We start from the raw sequence: 16,411 nt of genomic DNA, 5'->3' as shown, positions 1-16,411 counted from the left end.
CACGCGAGGACCGTTGATGAACCCGATCGCCGCCGTGGTCCTCCTCCTGGTCGGGTCGAACGCCTTCATGACGGTCGCGTGGTACGGCCACCTCAAGCACCGCGACGCCGCCTGGTACTGGGTCGGCCTCGTTAGCTGGGTCATCGCCCTCCCCGAGTACGCCCTCCAGGTGCCGGCCAACCGCCTCGGCTACGGCCACCTCACCGCCACGCAGCTGAAGGTGATTCAGGAGGCGATCTCCGTCAGCGTGTTCGTCGTGTTCGCGTTCTTCTACCTCGGCGAGGTGCCGACGTGGCGGACGGCGGCGGCGTTCGCCCTGATCGTGGCGGCGGTGGCGCTGGTGCGCACGTAAGATGCCGGCAGGGGGGAGGCGCGATGTTTCGGCGACACTACAGCCTGATACTGATGGCCCTGTGGCTCGGCGTGGCTACGGCGCTGCTGGCCCCGGAGGCGGTGCTGCCGGAGAAGGCCCGCGGCCAGATCGGCGGCCTCGGCGGGTCGATGACCGGGATGCTGGCGCTGGCGTTCGCGGCGTACAACCTCGTCCGCTGGTGGGCGACCCGGCACGTGGTTTCGGTACGCCCGCGGCCGAACCCCCTGGCCCGCCGCGGCGACGACGAACCCTACGTGCCGAACCCCGAGCTCGACTTCCTCCGCCCGCCGGACGCCGAGCGCGAGAGATGAAGCAAGCTCACGCAGAGCCGCAGAGAGAACCGAGATGCCTGGGTCTCTCTGCGGCTCCGCGTGAGCTTGGATTTACGGCCCTTCCCGCAACGAGCCGGCGATCTGCTTCAGCCGGTCCTCGAAGACGAGGCGGTCTTCCCAGGCGCACCACGCCGTCACCACCACCACCTTCTCGCCCATCCGCCGGGCCGACACCACCCGCAGCCGGTTCGCCCCGCGCGCCCCCACGGCCTTCTCCTCGAACCGCGCCACCGGGGCCGTCTCGTCGATCGGGTTGGCCGGGTCGCCCTCCGGCTCGCCGGTCCGCGGCGTGAACACCAGCTTCACCCCGGGCGTCTTCTCCACCTCGGCCCGCCGCGCCTCCTGGACGTGCTTCACCCCCTGGGCCAGCGGGTCGTCGCCGGCCGGCGGCAGCACCAGCACCAGCAACTCGGCCTCCAGCGGGAAGTCGCGGCCCTTCCGCTTCTCCTTCGCCCGCAGGTACAGGTTGCCGGCCGGGTCGAAGTCCTCCGCCTTCCCGTCCGGCGGCTCGTTCCAGATCCCCTCGCCGTCGAGCACCTGGAAGTCGTACTTGTGCCCGCCGAACGGCCGCGTCGTCCCCTCCTTCGGCGTCCACTTGTCGCGGGCGGTCAGCAGCCGGAACCGGCCCCGGACGGCGTCGAACTCCGGGAACGCGGCCGCCGAGTCGCCCTCGCCGGTCCAGCAGATCGACCAGTACGCGAACCCCTTCGCCGAGACGGCGTGGGACTCGCCAACCCACGTCTGACCACTCTTCTTGCCGAGGCCGCGGAACTCGAACCCCACCGCCGGCTCGCCGAGCCACTTGCCGTTCTCGACCTTGTTCGTCGTCAGCTCGTCGAAGAGCGTGTTGAGCGGCCGGAGGAGGCCGTCGCGCAGCTCGCTCGGCCGCGGGTTACGGGTGTCGTAGTCGCGGGCGGCGAAGGCCATGAACGCCTCCGGGTTCTCGCGCCGGTAGGCGAGGAAGAACGGCGCCCCGAGCTTCACCCGCACGTCGTCGTCCTGCACCCACGGGGCGCCGGGCGGGTCGAACGTGAGGTTCCGCTCGCGCATCTCGCCGGGCGACGCGGTCGGGCCGCCGGTCCGCAGCGGGTTGATGCGGAAGTACACCATCAGGCCGACGCCCATCAGCATCGCCACGCCGACGACGACGAGGAGCAGCGTGTTCCCGGTGCTCACCGGGCTCGGAGGCACCGCCCGCGCGGCGGGCCGCGCGGCGGGCTGAGCGGCGGGTTCGGGGGGCGGGAGCGGGGCCGGCGGGGGTTGCGGCGGCGGGTATGCTGACGGGTAGGCGGGGGGGGGCGGCGGGCCGAGGGTGAAGCGCATGCCGCACCGCGGGCACGTCAGCAGCGACCCGGGCGGCACCTGGGTGGGGTCGAAGAGGTACGGGCAGCTCGGGTTCGGGCACTTGAGCGCGGTCGACATGCGGCCTCCCGGTCGTCCCGTCCGTTATACGGCCGGCCGGTTCAGCCGCGGTAGTAGCGGGCCGTCGCCAAATTCATCCCGCCGCCGTCCGCCGCCGGCTCGCGCTCGCGCTCGCGCCGCGGCCCGCCACCCTCGACGGCCGCGGCGAAGGCGTCGCTCACGCGGTCCAGCGTGATTGAGCGCTCGTCGATGGTCGCCGCCCGCACCCGGTCGTCGACGAGCGCGACCGCCAGCACGACGCTCGCCAGCCCGACAAGGAACGCGATCAGGTACAGATCCGTGGCGCGCTGCTTGCCGACGAACTCGGAGCCGAAGCCGGTGGCGAGCGCCGCCAGCAGCCCGATTCCGAGCGCCACCCACGCCCGCTTGCTGCGGCGGCGGTGGCGGTCGCACACCGGCAGCGCCAGGTCGATCGACCGGCGGGCGAACACGACGCCGTACAGGAACGGCAGGGCACAGGCGACGTTGGCCAGGCTGCCGGCGCGCGTGCGGGGAAACAGGTCGGGCGCGAGCCACGGCAGGCCGCACAGGAGCAGCGACCACGACACCCAGCCGGCGCTGCGGCGGAAGGTCTCGGTACGGGTGCAGGTCGCGCCCTCACCGCAGACGCAGCAGACGGGCGGCAGGTCGTGTGCGTCGGAGCGGCGAACGGTGGCGCGGGCCATGACTTCCTCGGCGGAGCGGGCCGGGAAGTGTAGGACACGCCGCGCCGAATCGAGCGGTCAGGTTTCGGCCGATTCCTCGGGTCCGTCGGCAAGCGTGGCGTCCGCCGCGGGCAACGGCTCGGACACGGGCAGGTACGCGAGCGGTGCCAGCGACGTGGGCTTTACCACCCGCAGCGCGTGATGGCCGTCCAGCACCGCGAGCAGTTCCGGAAGGATGTGCCGGCCGCGCCAGCCCCGCGTCAACTGCACGTCGGGCAGCTCGCCGCCGCAGGCGCGGGAGCGGGCCACGGCCTTCAGGTCGGACGTGGTGGCCACCAGGTTCGACGCCAGCTTCATCCGCGAGCACAGGTCCGTGAGCACGACGCCGAGGAGGTTCGCCATGAGCGTGATCTGCGGCGAATCGCTCTCCTTCGGCTCCACGCCCGGCAGCTCGTCGGCGGCCAGCGCCCGCGCCCGCGACACGGCCGAGAGGATGGCGTCCTGCTCGCCGCGCGGCAGGCCGCGGAGGTTTTGCAGGTCGTCGAGCGACTTCGGCAGCCGGCGGGCGATCTCGGCCAGCACGTCGTCTCGCATGAGCATCCGGGCCGGGCGGTTCACCCGGTGGGCGAAGCCGTCGCGCCAGGCGTGGAGCTCGCGCACCGCCGCGAGGCCGCGCGGGTCGAACCCGCCGGTCCCCTTCACGCGCCGCCACCGCTCGGCCGTCACGTCGTCGGCGACCGCCTTGTCGGTGAACGTGACGAACTCCTCCTCGGCCCACTCCAGCCGCTGGTCGCGGGTTAGCCGGTCGGTCAGCTTCTTGTGCGCCGGCAGGAGGAAGCGCACGTCGTCGAAGGCGTACCGCAGCTGGGCGGCGGCCAGCGGGCGGCGGCGCCAGTCGGTCAGCGTCTCGCCCTTGTTCATGCGGTGGCCGAGGAGTTCGGACACGAGCCCGGCGTAGCCGATGGGCCAGCTCAGCCCGGCGAGGCCGGCGGCGACCTGCACGTCGTACACCTTCGCCGGCGCCTTCCCGGCCGCGAAGTTGCAGATGCGCAGGTCTTCCCGCCCGGCATGAACGACGATCACCTTCGCGGGGTCGGTCATGACCTCCCAGAAGGCGTCGAGCGGGCCGCAGGCGAACGGGTCGATCACGAACAGCGCCTGCGACGACGACACCTGCACGAGGCACAGCTCGGGCCGGTACGAGTCCTCGCCGACGAACTCGGTGTCGAACCCGATGATCGGGGCGGCCGAGAGGTGGGCCGTGGCGGCCGCCAGTCGGGCGGGGGTGGCGATGACGTGCTCGGGTAGGGTCACGAGCTTGGAGGGTCGGCGGCGCATCGGGTCCAGGGCGGCGAGTCGCTCGGGCCGGGGGGCGGCCCTTATCCGGCTATCGTGGCAAGTCCCCCCCGGGTGGGTCAAGGCGCGCCGCCGCAGTCGTGCCCCCGTCCGGCCCGCGCACACCCCCCGACCGGCAGTATTCCAACAACCAGTACCCGCCCACGAGCTCGCCGCGGACCACGAGCGGGAACACGCGCACGCCCCGCGGCGGGTCGAACCCGCGGGTCATCTCGGCCGGGATCGGCTCGTCGGCGAACACCAGCACCCGCTCCCGCCCCGCCAGCCGCTCCGGCGTCTGCGTGAAGTGGCTGGGCCGGGTGATGCCGTCGATCTGGTGGGCGTCCACGCCGTGGAACCGGAGCAGCGCCGCCCACTGGTAGCTGGCGACGAACACGGGCTCGTCCTTGCCGCGAAGCGTTTCGGCAAGCGACCGGGCGAGCTCCATCTTCGACCGCTGCCGGGTCACGCGGTCGGCCTGCGGCGACAGCAGCGGCAGCGGCCGCACCAGGTGCACGGCCAACAGCAGTACGGCAACCGCCGGGATGCTAAAGCCGAGCGGGGTGACGCGCTTCCAGAACCCGCCCTCGCGCAGCCGGTCGTACCACACCGCGGCGAGCGGCCAGACGGCGATGTAGCACGCGAGCGCCCAGTTCCCTTCGAGCGGGCCGCGGGTCGCCTTGAACAGGAAGAACGCGAACGGGAACGCGAACAGCCCCGCACACGCCCGCAGCCGCGGGTCGGCGAGGACGAACCGGCGGTTCAGCACCGCCCAGCCGAAAACAACGAACGGGATCGTCCCGAACAGCAGCAGTTGGATGCCGACGAAGCCCAGAAACGGCATCACGCCCGGCTCCGGGCTGCTCATCGAGTGCTTCCACTGGTACAGCAACGGCGCGAAGTCGTGGCGGATGTTGTGGATCAGGATCGGCAGCGTCACCACGAACGCGACGGCCAGATGCCCCGCGTAGCCCACGACCCAGCGCCGCCAGGGCACCGCGACGGCGAAGGTGAGGAAGCCGCCCATCACGGCCAGGCCGGTGGTGTACTTGCCGAGGATGCCGCAGCCGAGTGCGACGCCGCCGAGGCACCACTGCCACCACGGCACGCCTTCCAATTCCAGCTTCTCGTGCGTCTTGACGAGCCACAACAGGTACAGCGCCCAGAACATGAGCAGCGGCGTGTCCGGCGTCACCAGCACGGCGCCGAGTGTGAACAGCGGCGTACACACGACCAGCGGCAACAGGCTCCGCGGCCGCGTCAGGTAGCCGACGACGCCCAGCACGGTGAGCGTGGACAGGACGGCCGGGAGGCGGATGGCGAACAGGGTGTCGCCGAACACGGCCGTGGCCGCGCGGATGAGGTACGCGGTCATCGGCGGGTGGTCGTAGTAGCTCCACTGGAGGCTCTCGGACCAACACCAGTAGTACAGCTCGTCGTCGGCCGGCGGCACGACCGCGGCCAGCACGAGGTACACCGGCACCAGTCCGGCGAGGAGCCACCCGAACCCGCGACCGCTCACGCCGTTCCCCCCCGTCCGTGGGAGCACCCGGGCCGCGTCGTGCGGCCGACGGCGGGGTATACACTACCTGGGCGGGCGGGGCGAGAGCGGTTTTCGAGCCACCGGAGCGGGGCGATGCTCGACGAGTACCTGAACGAGCGCGTAGTCCTCGACATGAGCAGCATGTTCGTCTGCCTCGGGAAGCTCGCCCGGTTCGACGACCACTTCATCGAGCTCCGCAACGCCGACATCCACGACCTGCGCGACACGGATACGACGCGCGAGAACTACGTCGCCGAGTCGGTGGCGACCGGCATCAAGCGGAACCGCAAGAAGGTGCTCGTGCGCCGGGCCGAGGTGGTGGCCATCGCGCGGATCACGGACGTGGTGGACGCCTGACCGGAGGAATGACCGATACCGATGACCCACCAATAACCAAGCAAGAAACCGCCGGTCTACCTTGGTCATTCGTGGGTTATCGGTATCGGTCATTCGCGGCGCTACCCCGCCACCTGTGCCAGCCACCGACGTAGTGTTTCCTCCAACTCGGCCCGCTCGTCCGGCTTGAACGGCGGCTGCGACTCGGCGGCCTCCGCGAACCGCGTCCGCGTCGCGGCGTCGATCGTGCGGCGGCCCTTCGCGGTCAACTCGACTACCACCTTGCGGCGGTCCTTCGGGTCGGTCTTGCGGTAGATCAGCCCGTCGCGGCAGAGCGAGTCGAGCCGGGCCGTCATCCCGCCGGACGACAGCATCACGCTCTCCAGCAACTGCGTCGGCGTCAGCCCGCCCTTCGGCCCGTTCCGCCGCAGCGTCGCCAGGATGTCGAACTGGCCGAGCGTGAGGTGGTGCTTCTCCAGCGCCTCCTCGACGCTCTTCTCCAGGTGTTGGGCCAACACGATCACCCGCCCGACGAGCCCCAGCGGGGACGGGTCCAGGTCCGGCCGGACGCTCTTCCACGCCGCCATCATCCGGTCGATCACGTCGGCGTCGCTCATGATTCTGAGGGTATTCGGAGATATCTTGATGTCAAGATTCTTGACGGCGAGAGAAATCGCCGATAGGCTCACCCCGGGCACCCACCCCCAACCCGCGAGGCGGCGATGAAGGAAATTCGGATCGGCGACACGGTCGAGCAGTGCGTCGAGCGGGCGGACTACCCGCCGGAGAAGATCAAGGCCATCCTCGGCGGCGAGACCGTCGCCGTGCTCGGGTACGGCGTCCAGGGCCGCGGCCAGTCGCTCAACATGCGCGACAACGGCGTCAAGGTGATCGTCGGTCAGCGGAAGGGCGGCAAGGCCTACGACCTGTGCATCGAAGACGGCTGGAAGCCGGGCGAGACGCTGTTCGACCCCGAGGAGGCGGCCGCGAAGGGGACCGTCGTCCAGTACCTGCTGAGCGACGCCGGCCAGAAGGACATGTGGCCGAAGATCAAGCCGCACCTCACGAAGGGGAAGGCGCTCTACTTCTCGCACGGCTTCTCGATCGTCTTCAAGGACCAGACCGGCGTCGTCCCCCCGGCCGACATCGACGTGATCCTGTGCGCGCCGAAGGGCTCGGGCACGACCGTCCGCCGGCTGTTCCTCGAAGGCCGCGGCATCAACAGCAGCTTCGCCGTGTTCCAGGACGCGACGGGGAAGGCCCGCGACCGGGTGCTGGCCCTCGGCGTCGCCATCGGCTCGGGCTACCTGTTCGAGACGGACTTCAAGAAGGAAGTCGTGAGCGACCTGACCGGCGAGCGCGGCGTGCTGATGGGCGCCATCTACGGGCTGTGGCTGGCCCAGTACGAGGTGCTGCGGGCCAACGGGCACAGCCCGAGCGAGGCGTTCAACGAGACGGTCGAGGAGGCGACGCAGAGCCTCTACCCGCTGATCGGCGAGAAGGGGATGGACTGGATGTACGCCAACTGCAGCACGACCGCGCAGCGCGGCGCGCTCGACTGGTTCGGCCCGTTCCGCGACGCGAGCAAGCCGGTGTTCGAGAAGCTGTACCAGTCGGTCGCCAGCGGCGAGGAGGCGCGGCGGACGCTGGAGGCGAACAGCAAGCCGGACTACCGCGCGGGGTTGGAGAAGGAGTTGAAGGCCATCGCCGAGTCGGAGATGTGGCAGGCCGGCGCGCAGGTGCGGGCGCTGCGGCCCGAGCGGCAGGGCCAGTGACAGTCGATTGTCACCAAAGTGACAGTGTGGTGTCACGACCAGTGACACCACACTGTCACGACCGGCGCCGCGGCACCGGCCGGGCGAAACGAGTTTTCCGCGGGAATTCCCGTGCGGAACGCGCAGACGGTGACACCGGCAATTCAGATACGAGCACCAACACGACATTTGCGACGCTTCTAGTCGTGTTTTTGAGCATCGAGCCCGCCGAAACTTTTTTTGGAATTCCTTCCGCCACCCCCGTCCGGCGCAACTGCTTACCCCGGCGGGGGGTCCGGCGGGGGCCGCGCGCGCATCTCCGCACGGGGGGTCGGGGGGCTCGTCCGCCGTCCTTGACACCCCCTTTGACCCCCCTCTAAGATGCCCGGGTTCGACCTCGGCCGCCCGTCGCCGGTGACCCTCCGAGGGTGGACTTATCCCCACCCCGGCCGGCACCCGGTCCCATCGCAGTGGCCCCGATCGACCGCGTATTCGTTGCGTAAGTCGTTGTCTCGTCGTCCGTTGCGGCCCGGCCGCAGGGGGAGCGTCGCCATGCCGCCGACCGACGCCGTCGCCGAGTTCCGCCGCAGCTGGCTGCCGTACACGACCGCCGCAGGACTAGGCCGCCTCATCGACCTGCTGGAAAAGTCGAGCCCCCTTTTGATCCACGGGGCGTTCACCCGGGCCGTTCCGATGGGCTGCCTGGCGACGCAGATCGCCTGGAATCACCCGCGCACGGCCCACTTCGAGCACGAGGCCGGGGTGATGTGGCTGTGCCGCGTCGCCCGCCTCAATCCCGCCACGTCGACGCTCATCCTCGCCTGGGACCGGAGCGGCGTCGGCGACTACGAGCTGCGCCAGGGGCTGCTGGAAGCCTGCCACGAGGAGCGCGAGCGGCGCGCGGGGGCGGGTGTGGAAGAGGCGGAACTCGTCGGCTGCTGACGCGAGGGGCGGTCGGCCCGCCTCGCGTATCATGTTTTCATGTCTTCGCCAATCGATGCCCTCGCCTGGGTCGGCCGACTTGCCGCGTTCGGCGCGCGTGCGTCGGCCGCAGCGCTTCTCGCGCTGCCGCGGTATCACCTGTGGGTGCGCCCGTTCCACGGCATGGTCGTCGGCGCGCTCCCCCTCGCCGGCGTCGCCGGGCTCGCCATCGGCGTCGTAATCTGGCTTCACACCCGCGACGTGCTCGCCCGCGCCGCGCCGGGTGCGGTCGAGTACCTGCCCACCTTCCTCGCCGCGGCGGTGCTGCTCGAACTCGCCCCCGTCGGTGCTGGGCTGATCGCCGCGGCGCGCACCGGGGCCAGCCTCGGGGCCGAACTCGCGTCGATGAAGGTCGGCGAGCAGCTCGACGCGCTGCGGCTCCTCGGCGTGTCGCCGCTCGCGCGGCTCATCGGCCCGCGGGTGCTCGCCGCGGTCCTGGCGGTGCCGGTCCTGCACGTGTTGATCGCGACGGTGGCGATGGGGAGCGGGTTCGTCGCCGAGGTGGTGGCGGGGCAGACGACGCCGCTCCGCTACGAGACGGCGGCGGTGCGCGAGTTGTACCTGGCGGACGTGCTGCCGGCGGGGCTGAAGACGCTTGCGTTCGGGCTCGTCGTGGGCGTCGCGGGCTGTTTCGTGGGGCTGACCGCCCGCGAGGGCTCGGAGGGCGTCGGCCGGGCGGCGACCGACGCGGTCGTGGTGTGTTCGCTGCTCGTGCTGGCGGCCGACGTGTTGTTGGTGGGGGCGATCAAGGCGCTGGCGTGAGGCGCGGCACCACCGGCCCGGGTGCCGGCGGCGCGACCGCGGCGGGCGGCGCGACCGCGGCGGGCGGCAACTCCATCGGGGCGGTCAACGTCCGCGGGCCGGGGTCGTCCGGGGCCGGGTCTTCGGCGCGGGGCAGGTTGATGCCCCGCATCCGCAAGCCGTCGGCGCTCTGGATCAGTTCGCCCGGGTCGGGCCGGCGGATCGGCGTCATCTCGAAGTAGTACCGCCGCACGTCTTCGATGCCGAACGGCCACAGCACGTCGGCCAGGAAGTCGAACGGCGGGTAGGCGTACCACGGGGCGACGACGTGGACGCGCTTCGTGAGCGTCTCGTGGTCGGGGTGGACGAGGCGCACCGTGTAGTAGCCGTAATAGTCGAACGGCGCGTGGGCCGGCGCCGCGCCCTGGTACTTGTTGTCGATGTACACCTGGGCGTTCGGGACGTTCGACTCGACAACGAAGCGGCGGTTGACGTGGCCGCACCCGGCCAGGGCCAGCCCGACCACCGCGACCGCGAGTATCCGACCGGCCCGACCGGACATCCGGTTCCCCCCGCCCCCGGCGGTTTGGTGCTAGAATGAGAACACGCCGCGGCCATACCCGCGGGTCGGGGTGGGGTCAACCGGAACCGCGGGCTGGCGGGTCGGCCCCCCTCCCGGCTACACTGGGGGCACGAGCTCTCCCGAGGGTCGTCCGTTGGCGGCATTTGAACCCGTCCGGTACGCCGCGCTCACCGACGTCGGTGTGAAGCGGAGCCACAACCAAGACGCCTGCCTGCCGGTCCCCGCGGCCGACGAGGCGGCGTGGCGCGACCACGGCCACGTGTTCGTCGTCGCCGACGGCATGGGCGGCCACGCCGTCGGCGAGAAGGCGAGCTTCAAGGCCGTCCGCGACATCCCGCAGATTTACAACAAGCACGCCCGCGACGGGGCGGCCGCGGCCATCCGCCGGGCGTTCACCGAAGCCAACCACGGCATCTACTCCATCGGCCAGGAGAACCCCGAGTTCCGCGGCCTCGGCACCACGGCCGTGGCGCTGTTCCTGCGGCCGGAGGGGGCGTGGGTCGGCCACGTCGGCGACAGCCGGGCCTACCGCTTTCGCGACGGCAAGGCGGAGCAGTTGACGTTCGACCACTCGTGGGTGTGGGAAATCGCCCGCCGGCAGGGCGTGGACCCGGACGAACTCGGCGACTTCAAGAAGAACGTCATCATCCGCTCCCTCGGCCCCGACCCCGAGGTCGAGGTGGACGTGGAGGGGCCGCACCCGGTCCAGCCCGGCGACGTGTTCCTCCTCTGCTCGGACGGCCTCACCGGCGTCGTGACGCCCGACGAGGTGGGGGCGGTGGCGACGGCGCTGCTGCCGGAGGACGCGGCGAAGCTGCTGGTGCACCTGGCGAACCTGCGCGGCGGGCCGGACAACATCACGGTGATGATCGTGCGCGTCGGCGGCGGGTCCGAGGCCGCCGGCGGCCGGCCGGGCACCGGGGTGCTGGCGCGGTGCCTGAAGGCGTGGAACCGGCGGGTGCCGCTGCCGTTCACCGCGCTCGGCGGCGGCGGGCTCCTCGCGGGCCTGGCGCTGGCCATGCACGTCAGCGAGATCCCCGGGGCGAGCATCCTGTTCGTACTCGCCGCCGCGGTGATCCTCGCCGGCATCGCCGGCCTGATCGGGCAGTTGATGAAGGACCAGCCGGAGGAGGAGCCGCCGCCGCCCGAGGACGAGGGGCCGCGGGAACTGCACGTGTACAAGACGACGCCCTGCCCCGTGAGCGCGGACGTGGGCGACAAGTTCGCCCAGCTCGAAGTCGCGCTCGAGCAGGCGATGCGGGCGCAGGGCGTGTCGGCCGACTGGGGCGGGCACCAGAAGCTCGCGGCCGCGGCCGAGGCCGCGAAGGCCAAGGGCGACGGCGAGGCGTTCAAGGCCCGGTGCAAGGCGCTGCTGTTCCTGGCCGAGGCGTTCCACAAGGCGCGCAACAAGGAAGAGTCGTTCCGCCCGAGTTGGAAGGACCGCAACGGCCCCGGCCCCTCCGCTTGACCCGTCCGATTTGACAACTCCGCTCCCCGCCCTATCGTTTCGCGTCGACCCGCCCCCCTTCGCCCGCGGTCGTCCCGGCCCACAACCCGCACGCCACCGTGCGGCCGAGGGATGATACATGCGGCGCCTCACCGCCCTCCCGCTCGAACCCCGCGACCTCCCCAGCCTGCTGGGCACCACCCTGTTCCCGGCCGACAACCCGTGGAACCAACGAATCACCGGCGCGCCCGTCGCCGCCAACTCGGCGGCGGTCATGACCGCGCTCACGGCCGCGGGGAACGGCCGCATCCACCCCGACTTCGGCGAGAGCAGCCGCGGCCCGAACGACCTGTACGGGATCCCTTACAACGTGGTCCGCGGCAACTCCGCGCCGCGGGTGAACGTCGTGATCGACGCCTACGCCGGCGAGAGCGACATCGTCGCGGTTCCGATGCCCGCGACGGTCGTGCTGGAGGGCGACTACCAGAACGGCCCGCGGGTGGGCGTCGACGCCCGCGGCGACTCGCACCTCTTGATCTTCGACATCGACAACAACCGGGCCTACGAGTTCTTCCGGGCGTCGCGCCCGAGCGAGAACCCCGACGGCCTCTGGCACGCCGACCAGCAGTCGGTGTGGGACACATCGGGCAACACCTTCCGCCCGCTGACGTGGACCTCGGCCGACGCCGCCGGGCTGCCGATACTGCCGGGCCTCGTGCGGCCGGACGAAGCGCTCCCCGTGTCGCAGGGCGGCCAGGGCGTCATCACCCACGCCATCCGCTTCACGCTGCAGAACAGCAAGGTGCTGAACCAGTTCATCTACCCGGCGTCGCACACCGCGAACCCGGGGAACACGAACGCAACCACGATGCCGCCGATGGGCGCCCGCTTCCGGCTGAAGGCGGGGGTGGACCTGTCGCAGCTCAACCCGCAGTCGCGGGTGATCGCCCAGGCGATGAAGGACTACGGCCTGATTCTCGCCGACAACGGCAGCAACTTCTTCTTCTCCGGCGCCAGCTACTCCGTGGACGCCAACAACGGCTTCGCCCTCACCTTCGACGACGACGACATTCAGCACACGACCTACGGCCTGAAGAGTCTTCGCTTCGCCGACTTCGAGTTGATCGACCTGACGCCGCAGGTGACCGGTCTGAGCGCGGCGACCGCCGCGGCCGGCGACACGATCACGATCAACGGCCTGAACTACGGCGGCGCCGCGGGCCATCTGGCGGTGTACTTCGGCCCCACGCCTGCGACGAACGTGACGATCCTGAGCGAGAGCCAACTACGGGTCGTGGTGCCGGCCGGCTCCGGCAGCGTGAACGTGACCGTGAAGTCCGGCGCGGACATGCCCGGGGTGCCGCAGAACATCAAGAACCCGGTGTTCGGCTACGGCGTGTCGCCGGTCACGACCGCCGGCCGGTTCACTTACGGTTCCCCGTCGAGCCCGCCACCGGCCAGCCCGCCGCCAGCGAGTCCGCCACCGGCGAGCCCACCGCCGCCGGCCAGCCCACCGCCACCGGCCAGCCCACCGCCGCCGGCCAGCCCGCCGGTGTACCCGCGTGTGTCGCCGAACGAGTTCGCCGTCGGAAACGACCGCGGCGGCGGGTCGGTACGGCTCTACAACCCGGACGGCTCGCCGCGCTTCACGGCGACGCCGTTTAGCAGCGGCTTCGTCGGCGGCGTGCGGACGGCCGCAGCGGATTTCAACCGCGACGGGGTCGCCGATGTGGTCGCGGGTACTGGACCCGGCGGACCGACGCGCGTGGTCGTGCTCGATGGCGTGACACAGGCGGTGTTGTTCGACACGGCCCCGTTCGAGCCGGCGTTCACCGGCGGCGTGTACGTCGCGGCCGGCGACCTGGACGGCGACGGCGTCGCCGATCTGGTGGTGACGCCCGACGAGGGCGGCGGCCCGCGGGTGCAGGTGTACGCGGGCACCGGCTTCGGAAAGGTCGCGGACTTCTTCGGGATCGACGACCCGGCCTTCCGCGGCGGCGCCCGCGCGGCGCTCGGCGACCTGACCGGCGACGGCGCGGCCGATCTCGTGGTTTCGGCCGGGTTCGGCGGCGGGCCGCGGGTCGCGCTGTTCGACGGCCGCTCGATCGGCGGCGGGCGCACCAAGCTGGCCGACGACTTCTTCCTCTTCGAGCCTGCGCTGCGGAACGGGGCGTTCGTCGCGGCCGGCGACGTGGACGGGGACGGGTTCGCGGACCTGATCGGCGGCGGCGGCCCCGGCGGCGCCCCGCGGGTTCTGGTGCTCCGTGGGGCCGACCTACTCGCAGGGAAAGCCGGCGGCTCGCGCGAGCTCGCCAACTTCTTCGCGGGCGATCCCGCCGACCGCGGCGGGGTGCGCGTCGCCGCGCGAGACCTGAACGGCGACGGCCGCGCCGACGTGGTGGTCGGCGACGGCACCGGCAGCCGCGTCACCGCGTACATCGGCGGCGCGGCGGCGTTCGGGTTCGACGCCTTCCCCGGGCTGGCCGGCGTGTTCGTCGGCTGACCGCGTTACTTGATCTCGACCCGGGTCACCTTGAGGTTCCGGTAGGCCACCGGCCCGTGGTCACCCTGGAGCATCAGCGGGCCTTCCGGCGCTTCCTTCCCGGTCAGGCCGCCGGGCGTTGCACCCTTCATCTCCACGTCCTTGTGGAGTGTCGTGCCGTTGAGCACGACCGACCGGAACTTGGCGTTCGTGGTCTTCTTCCCGTTCTCGAACTTCGGCGCCTGGAAGATGATTTCGAACTTCTGCCACTCGCCCGGCTTCTTGGCCGCGTTCACCTTCGGGGCGGCGGCGCTGTACAGCGCCCCGAGGTCGCCCATGCCGAGCTTGTCGGCCGGCTTGCCGTAACTGTCCAGCACCTGCACCTCATACTCGCCCATCACGTAGATGCCGGAGTTCGACCCCTTCGGCAGCATGAACTCGACCTCCAACAGGCAGTCGCCGAACTTCGCCTCGGTGTACAGGTCCGACCCGCCGCCGCTGATCGCGGCCAGCACCTTCCCCGAGCCGTCGGGCGAGTTGTCGATACCGCCGACGAGCTTGCCGGGGTCCTTCTCGTTCCACGACGCGGCGCACGCCTGCCACTGGTTCTTGGCGGGATTTTTCGCCTTCCAGCCGGTGAGGTCCTTGCCGTTGAAGAGCTTGACGGGGGTGGGGTCCGCGGCCGGCGCGAGCGACGCGACCAGGACGGCGGGGACGAGCAGGAGGAAACGCATGAGGGGCTCCGAGAGGAGTGAGCGGGGTGGGACCGACGCAACGAAATGCTACACGACGCGCCCGCGAAAAGCGACGTTGCCGCTAGCGGCTTCGCGCGGGGCAGCGCGAAGCCGCTAGCGGCAACTCAACGACCTGAGTTAGCCCGCCCGCCGCTCGGGCAGCGGGTACTCCAGGATTTCCTGGAGCAGCTCCCGCTTGCTCGGCCGGGCGAGCAGCGGCACCAGGTTCGGCAGCGCGTAGTAGTCGCCGTCGAACTGGTAGGCGTCGGCCGCGACCCCGGCCTTGCGGCACGCCGCCTCCAGCTCCGCCGTCGCGCCCGTCACCTTGACGAAGCAGACCGCCGGCTCGACCTTCAACTCGTCCCGGTACTTCAGGAGTTCCGGCACGAACAGGGGGGCGGTGTTCTCTCCCTCGTCGGTCACGACCACCAGCTGCTCGACGTACTGCCGCTTCCGCCGCAGCACCTCGACAGCCGCGCCCACCGACGTGCCGCCGCCGGCGGTGATGCCCGCCAGCGCCGTCTCCCACGCCGCCAGGTCCGGCCCCGCGGCCTCGACCGGGTAGGCGATGGTGTCGAAGGCGTAGGCGTACAGCTCCCGGTCGGCCACGGCCGCGAGCAGCGCCCCGAGCCGCTTGCCGACCTCGATCGCCTGCGACATCGACCCCGACTTGTCGATGAGCAGCGCCGTCGGCCGCGTGATCCGCCCCCGCGCCTTCACGCGGGCGTCGGCCACGGCGTCGAGCCGGGCCTTCACGTCGGCCGACACGCCGGCCGCGTCGCGGGCCTTCTCGGCCTTGAACGCGCTGACGCGGCCGACCGTCTTGGCCTGCTCCAGCCGGGCCTCGACGAGCGCCTTCACGGCCGGCTCGTCGAACGCCCCGCGGCGGCTGAGCATGTCGAGGTTGTTGATGACCTCCTGCGGCGTCATCCGGCCCACGAGCGCCTTCAGCACCGGCGGGGTCATCGCCTTCACCAGCCCGACGGCGACGCGGAACGGCACGTCGTGCTGGGCGATGAGCCGGGCCGCCAGGTCGGGCGAGTCGGCGCCGGCGAGGGCCTTGAGCCCGGCCAGCTTCGACCCCTCGGGCGGCCGGTCGTCGAACAGCACGGCCTGCGCCCGCGGGCCGGGCTTGACGTGCAGCAGGGCGTACAGCCGCTTCAGCGCCTTGCGGGCGGTGAGGGCGGTGCTGTCGAACCACCGGTCGTCGGCCTCGCGCTCGCGGAGGTACCGCGTGACCTCCGTCCGCACCGACCGCGGCACGTTCCGGCCGAGGCCGCCGTCGGCGGTCATCCGCACCCGCTCCTTCTTCGGCGCGACCACCTCGACGGTCACCTCCTCCTTCCAGCCGTGGATGAAGTCCACGACGCGGCCGAGCTGGTACGCCGGCAGCTGCCGGAGCAGCGCCAGGCCGACCCCGCGGTGGCCCGGGAAGCCGCTCAGCACCAGCGTGACGACGAACATCTCGTGGTGGTCGCGCACGTCGCCGTGGTCGGCGTACCAGGCGGCGAGGCGGACGTAGAACCGCGGGTCCGTCGCCGCCAGGTCGGCGTGCAGCGGGTGGACGAGGCCGAGGTTCCGGTGCGGGCAGGTGAGGAGGCTGTTGAGCATCGCCAGCCGCAGGTCCTGCTCGTTCTGCACGGTCGTCGTCATGGGCGGACCTCCAACGAAAGCGGCCGCCCGCGGCGGCCGTGGAATGGAACC

At 71.4% G+C, this 16,411-nt stretch carries 16 protein-coding genes; 8 read left to right on the top strand and 8 right to left on the bottom strand.

What is annotated here, in order from left to right; genetic code table 11:
- Positions 1–16: 16 nt before the first annotated feature.
- Positions 17–352: a DMT family protein gene (locus tag ETAA1_RS11930; RefSeq protein ID WP_145238091.1), complete on the top strand. Its 336-nt coding sequence runs from the start codon at positions 17–19 to the stop codon at positions 350–352.
- Positions 353–375: 23 nt separating this feature from the next.
- Complete coding sequence (locus tag ETAA1_RS11925) at positions 376–684, top strand: hypothetical protein (protein ID WP_145238087.1); 309 nt, start codon at positions 376–378, stop codon at positions 682–684.
- Positions 685–756: 72 nt separating this feature from the next.
- Here ETAA1_RS11925 and ETAA1_RS11920 read toward each other — a convergent pair whose 3' ends face one another.
- The 4 genes from ETAA1_RS11920 to ETAA1_RS11905 are packed head-to-tail and all read right to left on the bottom strand — an operon-like array spanning position 757 to position 5,628.
- The gene (locus tag ETAA1_RS11920) at positions 757–2,127 is read right to left on the bottom strand and encodes a BRcat domain-containing protein (protein ID WP_145238084.1); all 1,371 of its coding nucleotides are present in this window, start codon (positions 2,125–2,127) and stop codon (positions 757–759) included.
- 41 nt (positions 2,128–2,168) lie between these two features.
- Positions 2,169–2,792: a hypothetical protein gene (locus ETAA1_RS11915; RefSeq protein WP_145238081.1), complete on the bottom strand. Its 624-nt coding sequence runs from the start codon at positions 2,790–2,792 to the stop codon at positions 2,169–2,171.
- Positions 2,793–2,849: 57 nt separating this feature from the next.
- On the bottom strand, positions 2,850–4,109 hold the full coding sequence (locus ETAA1_RS11910) for a ribonuclease D (protein WP_145238078.1): 1,260 nt from the start codon (positions 4,107–4,109) through the stop codon (positions 2,850–2,852).
- 49 nt (positions 4,110–4,158) lie between these two features.
- Entirely contained in the window at positions 4,159–5,628 is a 1,470-nt protein-coding gene (locus ETAA1_RS11905; RefSeq protein WP_145238075.1) for a glycosyltransferase family 39 protein, read from the bottom strand.
- 114 nt (positions 5,629–5,742) lie between these two features.
- Here ETAA1_RS11905 and ETAA1_RS11900 point away from each other — a divergent pair, with 114 nt between their 5' ends.
- Positions 5,743–6,006 carry a hypothetical protein gene (locus ETAA1_RS11900; protein ID WP_145238072.1) on the top strand — a complete coding sequence of 88 codons (264 nt, stop codon included), beginning with the start codon at positions 5,743–5,745 and terminating at the stop codon, positions 6,004–6,006.
- Between the two features lie 101 nt (positions 6,007–6,107).
- Here the strand turns inward: ETAA1_RS11900 and ETAA1_RS11895 are convergent, their stop codons facing one another.
- Complete coding sequence (locus tag ETAA1_RS11895) at positions 6,108–6,602, bottom strand: MarR family winged helix-turn-helix transcriptional regulator (RefSeq protein ID WP_145238070.1); 495 nt, start codon at positions 6,600–6,602, stop codon at positions 6,108–6,110.
- Positions 6,603–6,707: 105 nt separating this feature from the next.
- On the opposite strand from ETAA1_RS11895, the gene ilvC reads away from it, so the two are divergent.
- The 3 genes from ilvC to ETAA1_RS11880 all read left to right on the top strand — a co-directional run bounded on the left by ilvC (position 6,708) and on the right by ETAA1_RS11880 (position 9,482).
- On the top strand, positions 6,708–7,760 hold the full coding sequence (ilvC, locus tag ETAA1_RS11890) for a ketol-acid reductoisomerase (protein WP_145238067.1): 1,053 nt from the start codon (positions 6,708–6,710) through the stop codon (positions 7,758–7,760).
- A 531-nt stretch (positions 7,761–8,291) separates the two neighbouring features.
- On the top strand, positions 8,292–8,681 hold the full coding sequence (locus tag ETAA1_RS11885) for a hypothetical protein (protein WP_145238065.1): 390 nt from the start codon (positions 8,292–8,294) through the stop codon (positions 8,679–8,681).
- 39 nt (positions 8,682–8,720) lie between these two features.
- Complete coding sequence (locus ETAA1_RS11880) at positions 8,721–9,482, top strand: MlaE family ABC transporter permease (protein ID WP_145238062.1); 762 nt, start codon at positions 8,721–8,723, stop codon at positions 9,480–9,482.
- On the opposite strand, the gene ETAA1_RS33415 is transcribed toward ETAA1_RS11880, so the two are convergent.
- Positions 9,466–10,023 carry a PEGA domain-containing protein gene (locus ETAA1_RS33415; RefSeq protein ID WP_145238059.1) on the bottom strand — a complete coding sequence of 186 codons (558 nt, stop codon included), beginning with the start codon at positions 10,021–10,023 and terminating at the stop codon, positions 9,466–9,468. The genes ETAA1_RS11880 and ETAA1_RS33415 overlap by 17 nt on opposite strands.
- A 154-nt stretch (positions 10,024–10,177) precedes the next feature.
- Here ETAA1_RS33415 and ETAA1_RS11870 point away from each other — a divergent pair, with 154 nt between their 5' ends.
- A complete protein-coding gene (locus ETAA1_RS11870; protein WP_202920839.1) occupies positions 10,178–11,512 on the top strand; it encodes a PP2C family protein-serine/threonine phosphatase in 1,335 nt (444 codons plus the stop codon).
- A 118-nt stretch (positions 11,513–11,630) separates the two neighbouring features.
- Entirely contained in the window at positions 11,631–13,994 is a 2,364-nt protein-coding gene (locus tag ETAA1_RS11865) for an FG-GAP-like repeat-containing protein (protein WP_145238053.1), read from the top strand.
- 5 nt (positions 13,995–13,999) lie between these two features.
- Here the strand turns inward: ETAA1_RS11865 and ETAA1_RS11860 are convergent, their stop codons facing one another.
- Positions 14,000–14,707, bottom strand: coding sequence for a 3-keto-disaccharide hydrolase (locus ETAA1_RS11860; RefSeq protein WP_145238050.1), 708 nt, complete (start codon positions 14,705–14,707; stop codon positions 14,000–14,002).
- A gap of 138 nt (positions 14,708–14,845) precedes the next feature.
- Complete coding sequence (locus tag ETAA1_RS11855; RefSeq protein WP_145238047.1) at positions 14,846–16,360, bottom strand: vWA domain-containing protein; 1,515 nt, start codon at positions 16,358–16,360, stop codon at positions 14,846–14,848.
- Positions 16,361–16,411 lie beyond the last annotated feature (51 nt).

This window comes from Urbifossiella limnaea, from assembly GCF_007747215.1.
Taxonomy (GTDB): Bacteria; Planctomycetota; Planctomycetia; order Gemmatales; family Gemmataceae; genus Urbifossiella; species Urbifossiella limnaea.
The sequence above is the reverse complement of the archived record's forward strand: the minus strand, read 5'-3'. Positions and strand labels throughout refer to the sequence as shown.

Coding starts and splice junctions, on each gene's coding strand:
- ilvC (WP_145238067.1), top strand. CDS start 6,708: ATGAAGGAAATTCGGATCGGCGACACGGTCGAGCAGTGCGTCGAGCGG.
- ETAA1_RS11910 (WP_145238078.1), bottom strand. CDS start 4,109: ATGCGCCGCCGACCCTCCAAGCTCGTGACCCTACCCGAGCACGTCATC.
- ETAA1_RS11860 (WP_145238050.1), bottom strand. CDS start 14,707: ATGCGTTTCCTCCTGCTCGTCCCCGCCGTCCTGGTCGCGTCGCTCGCG.
- ETAA1_RS33415 (WP_145238059.1), bottom strand. CDS start 10,023: ATGTCCGGTCGGGCCGGTCGGATACTCGCGGTCGCGGTGGTCGGGCTG.
- ETAA1_RS11900 (WP_145238072.1), top strand. CDS start 5,743: ATGCTCGACGAGTACCTGAACGAGCGCGTAGTCCTCGACATGAGCAGC.
- ETAA1_RS11895 (WP_145238070.1), bottom strand. CDS start 6,602: ATGAGCGACGCCGACGTGATCGACCGGATGATGGCGGCGTGGAAGAGC.
- ETAA1_RS11925 (WP_145238087.1), top strand. CDS start 376: ATGTTTCGGCGACACTACAGCCTGATACTGATGGCCCTGTGGCTCGGC.
- ETAA1_RS11880 (WP_145238062.1), top strand. CDS start 8,721: ATGTCTTCGCCAATCGATGCCCTCGCCTGGGTCGGCCGACTTGCCGCG.
- ETAA1_RS11855 (WP_145238047.1), bottom strand. CDS start 16,360: ATGACGACGACCGTGCAGAACGAGCAGGACCTGCGGCTGGCGATGCTC.
- ETAA1_RS11885 (WP_145238065.1), top strand. CDS start 8,292: ATGCCGCCGACCGACGCCGTCGCCGAGTTCCGCCGCAGCTGGCTGCCG.
- ETAA1_RS11865 (WP_145238053.1), top strand. CDS start 11,631: ATGCGGCGCCTCACCGCCCTCCCGCTCGAACCCCGCGACCTCCCCAGC.
- ETAA1_RS11920 (WP_145238084.1), bottom strand. CDS start 2,127: ATGTCGACCGCGCTCAAGTGCCCGAACCCGAGCTGCCCGTACCTCTTC.
- ETAA1_RS11915 (WP_145238081.1), bottom strand. CDS start 2,792: ATGGCCCGCGCCACCGTTCGCCGCTCCGACGCACACGACCTGCCGCCC.
- ETAA1_RS11930 (WP_145238091.1), top strand. CDS start 17: ATGAACCCGATCGCCGCCGTGGTCCTCCTCCTGGTCGGGTCGAACGCC.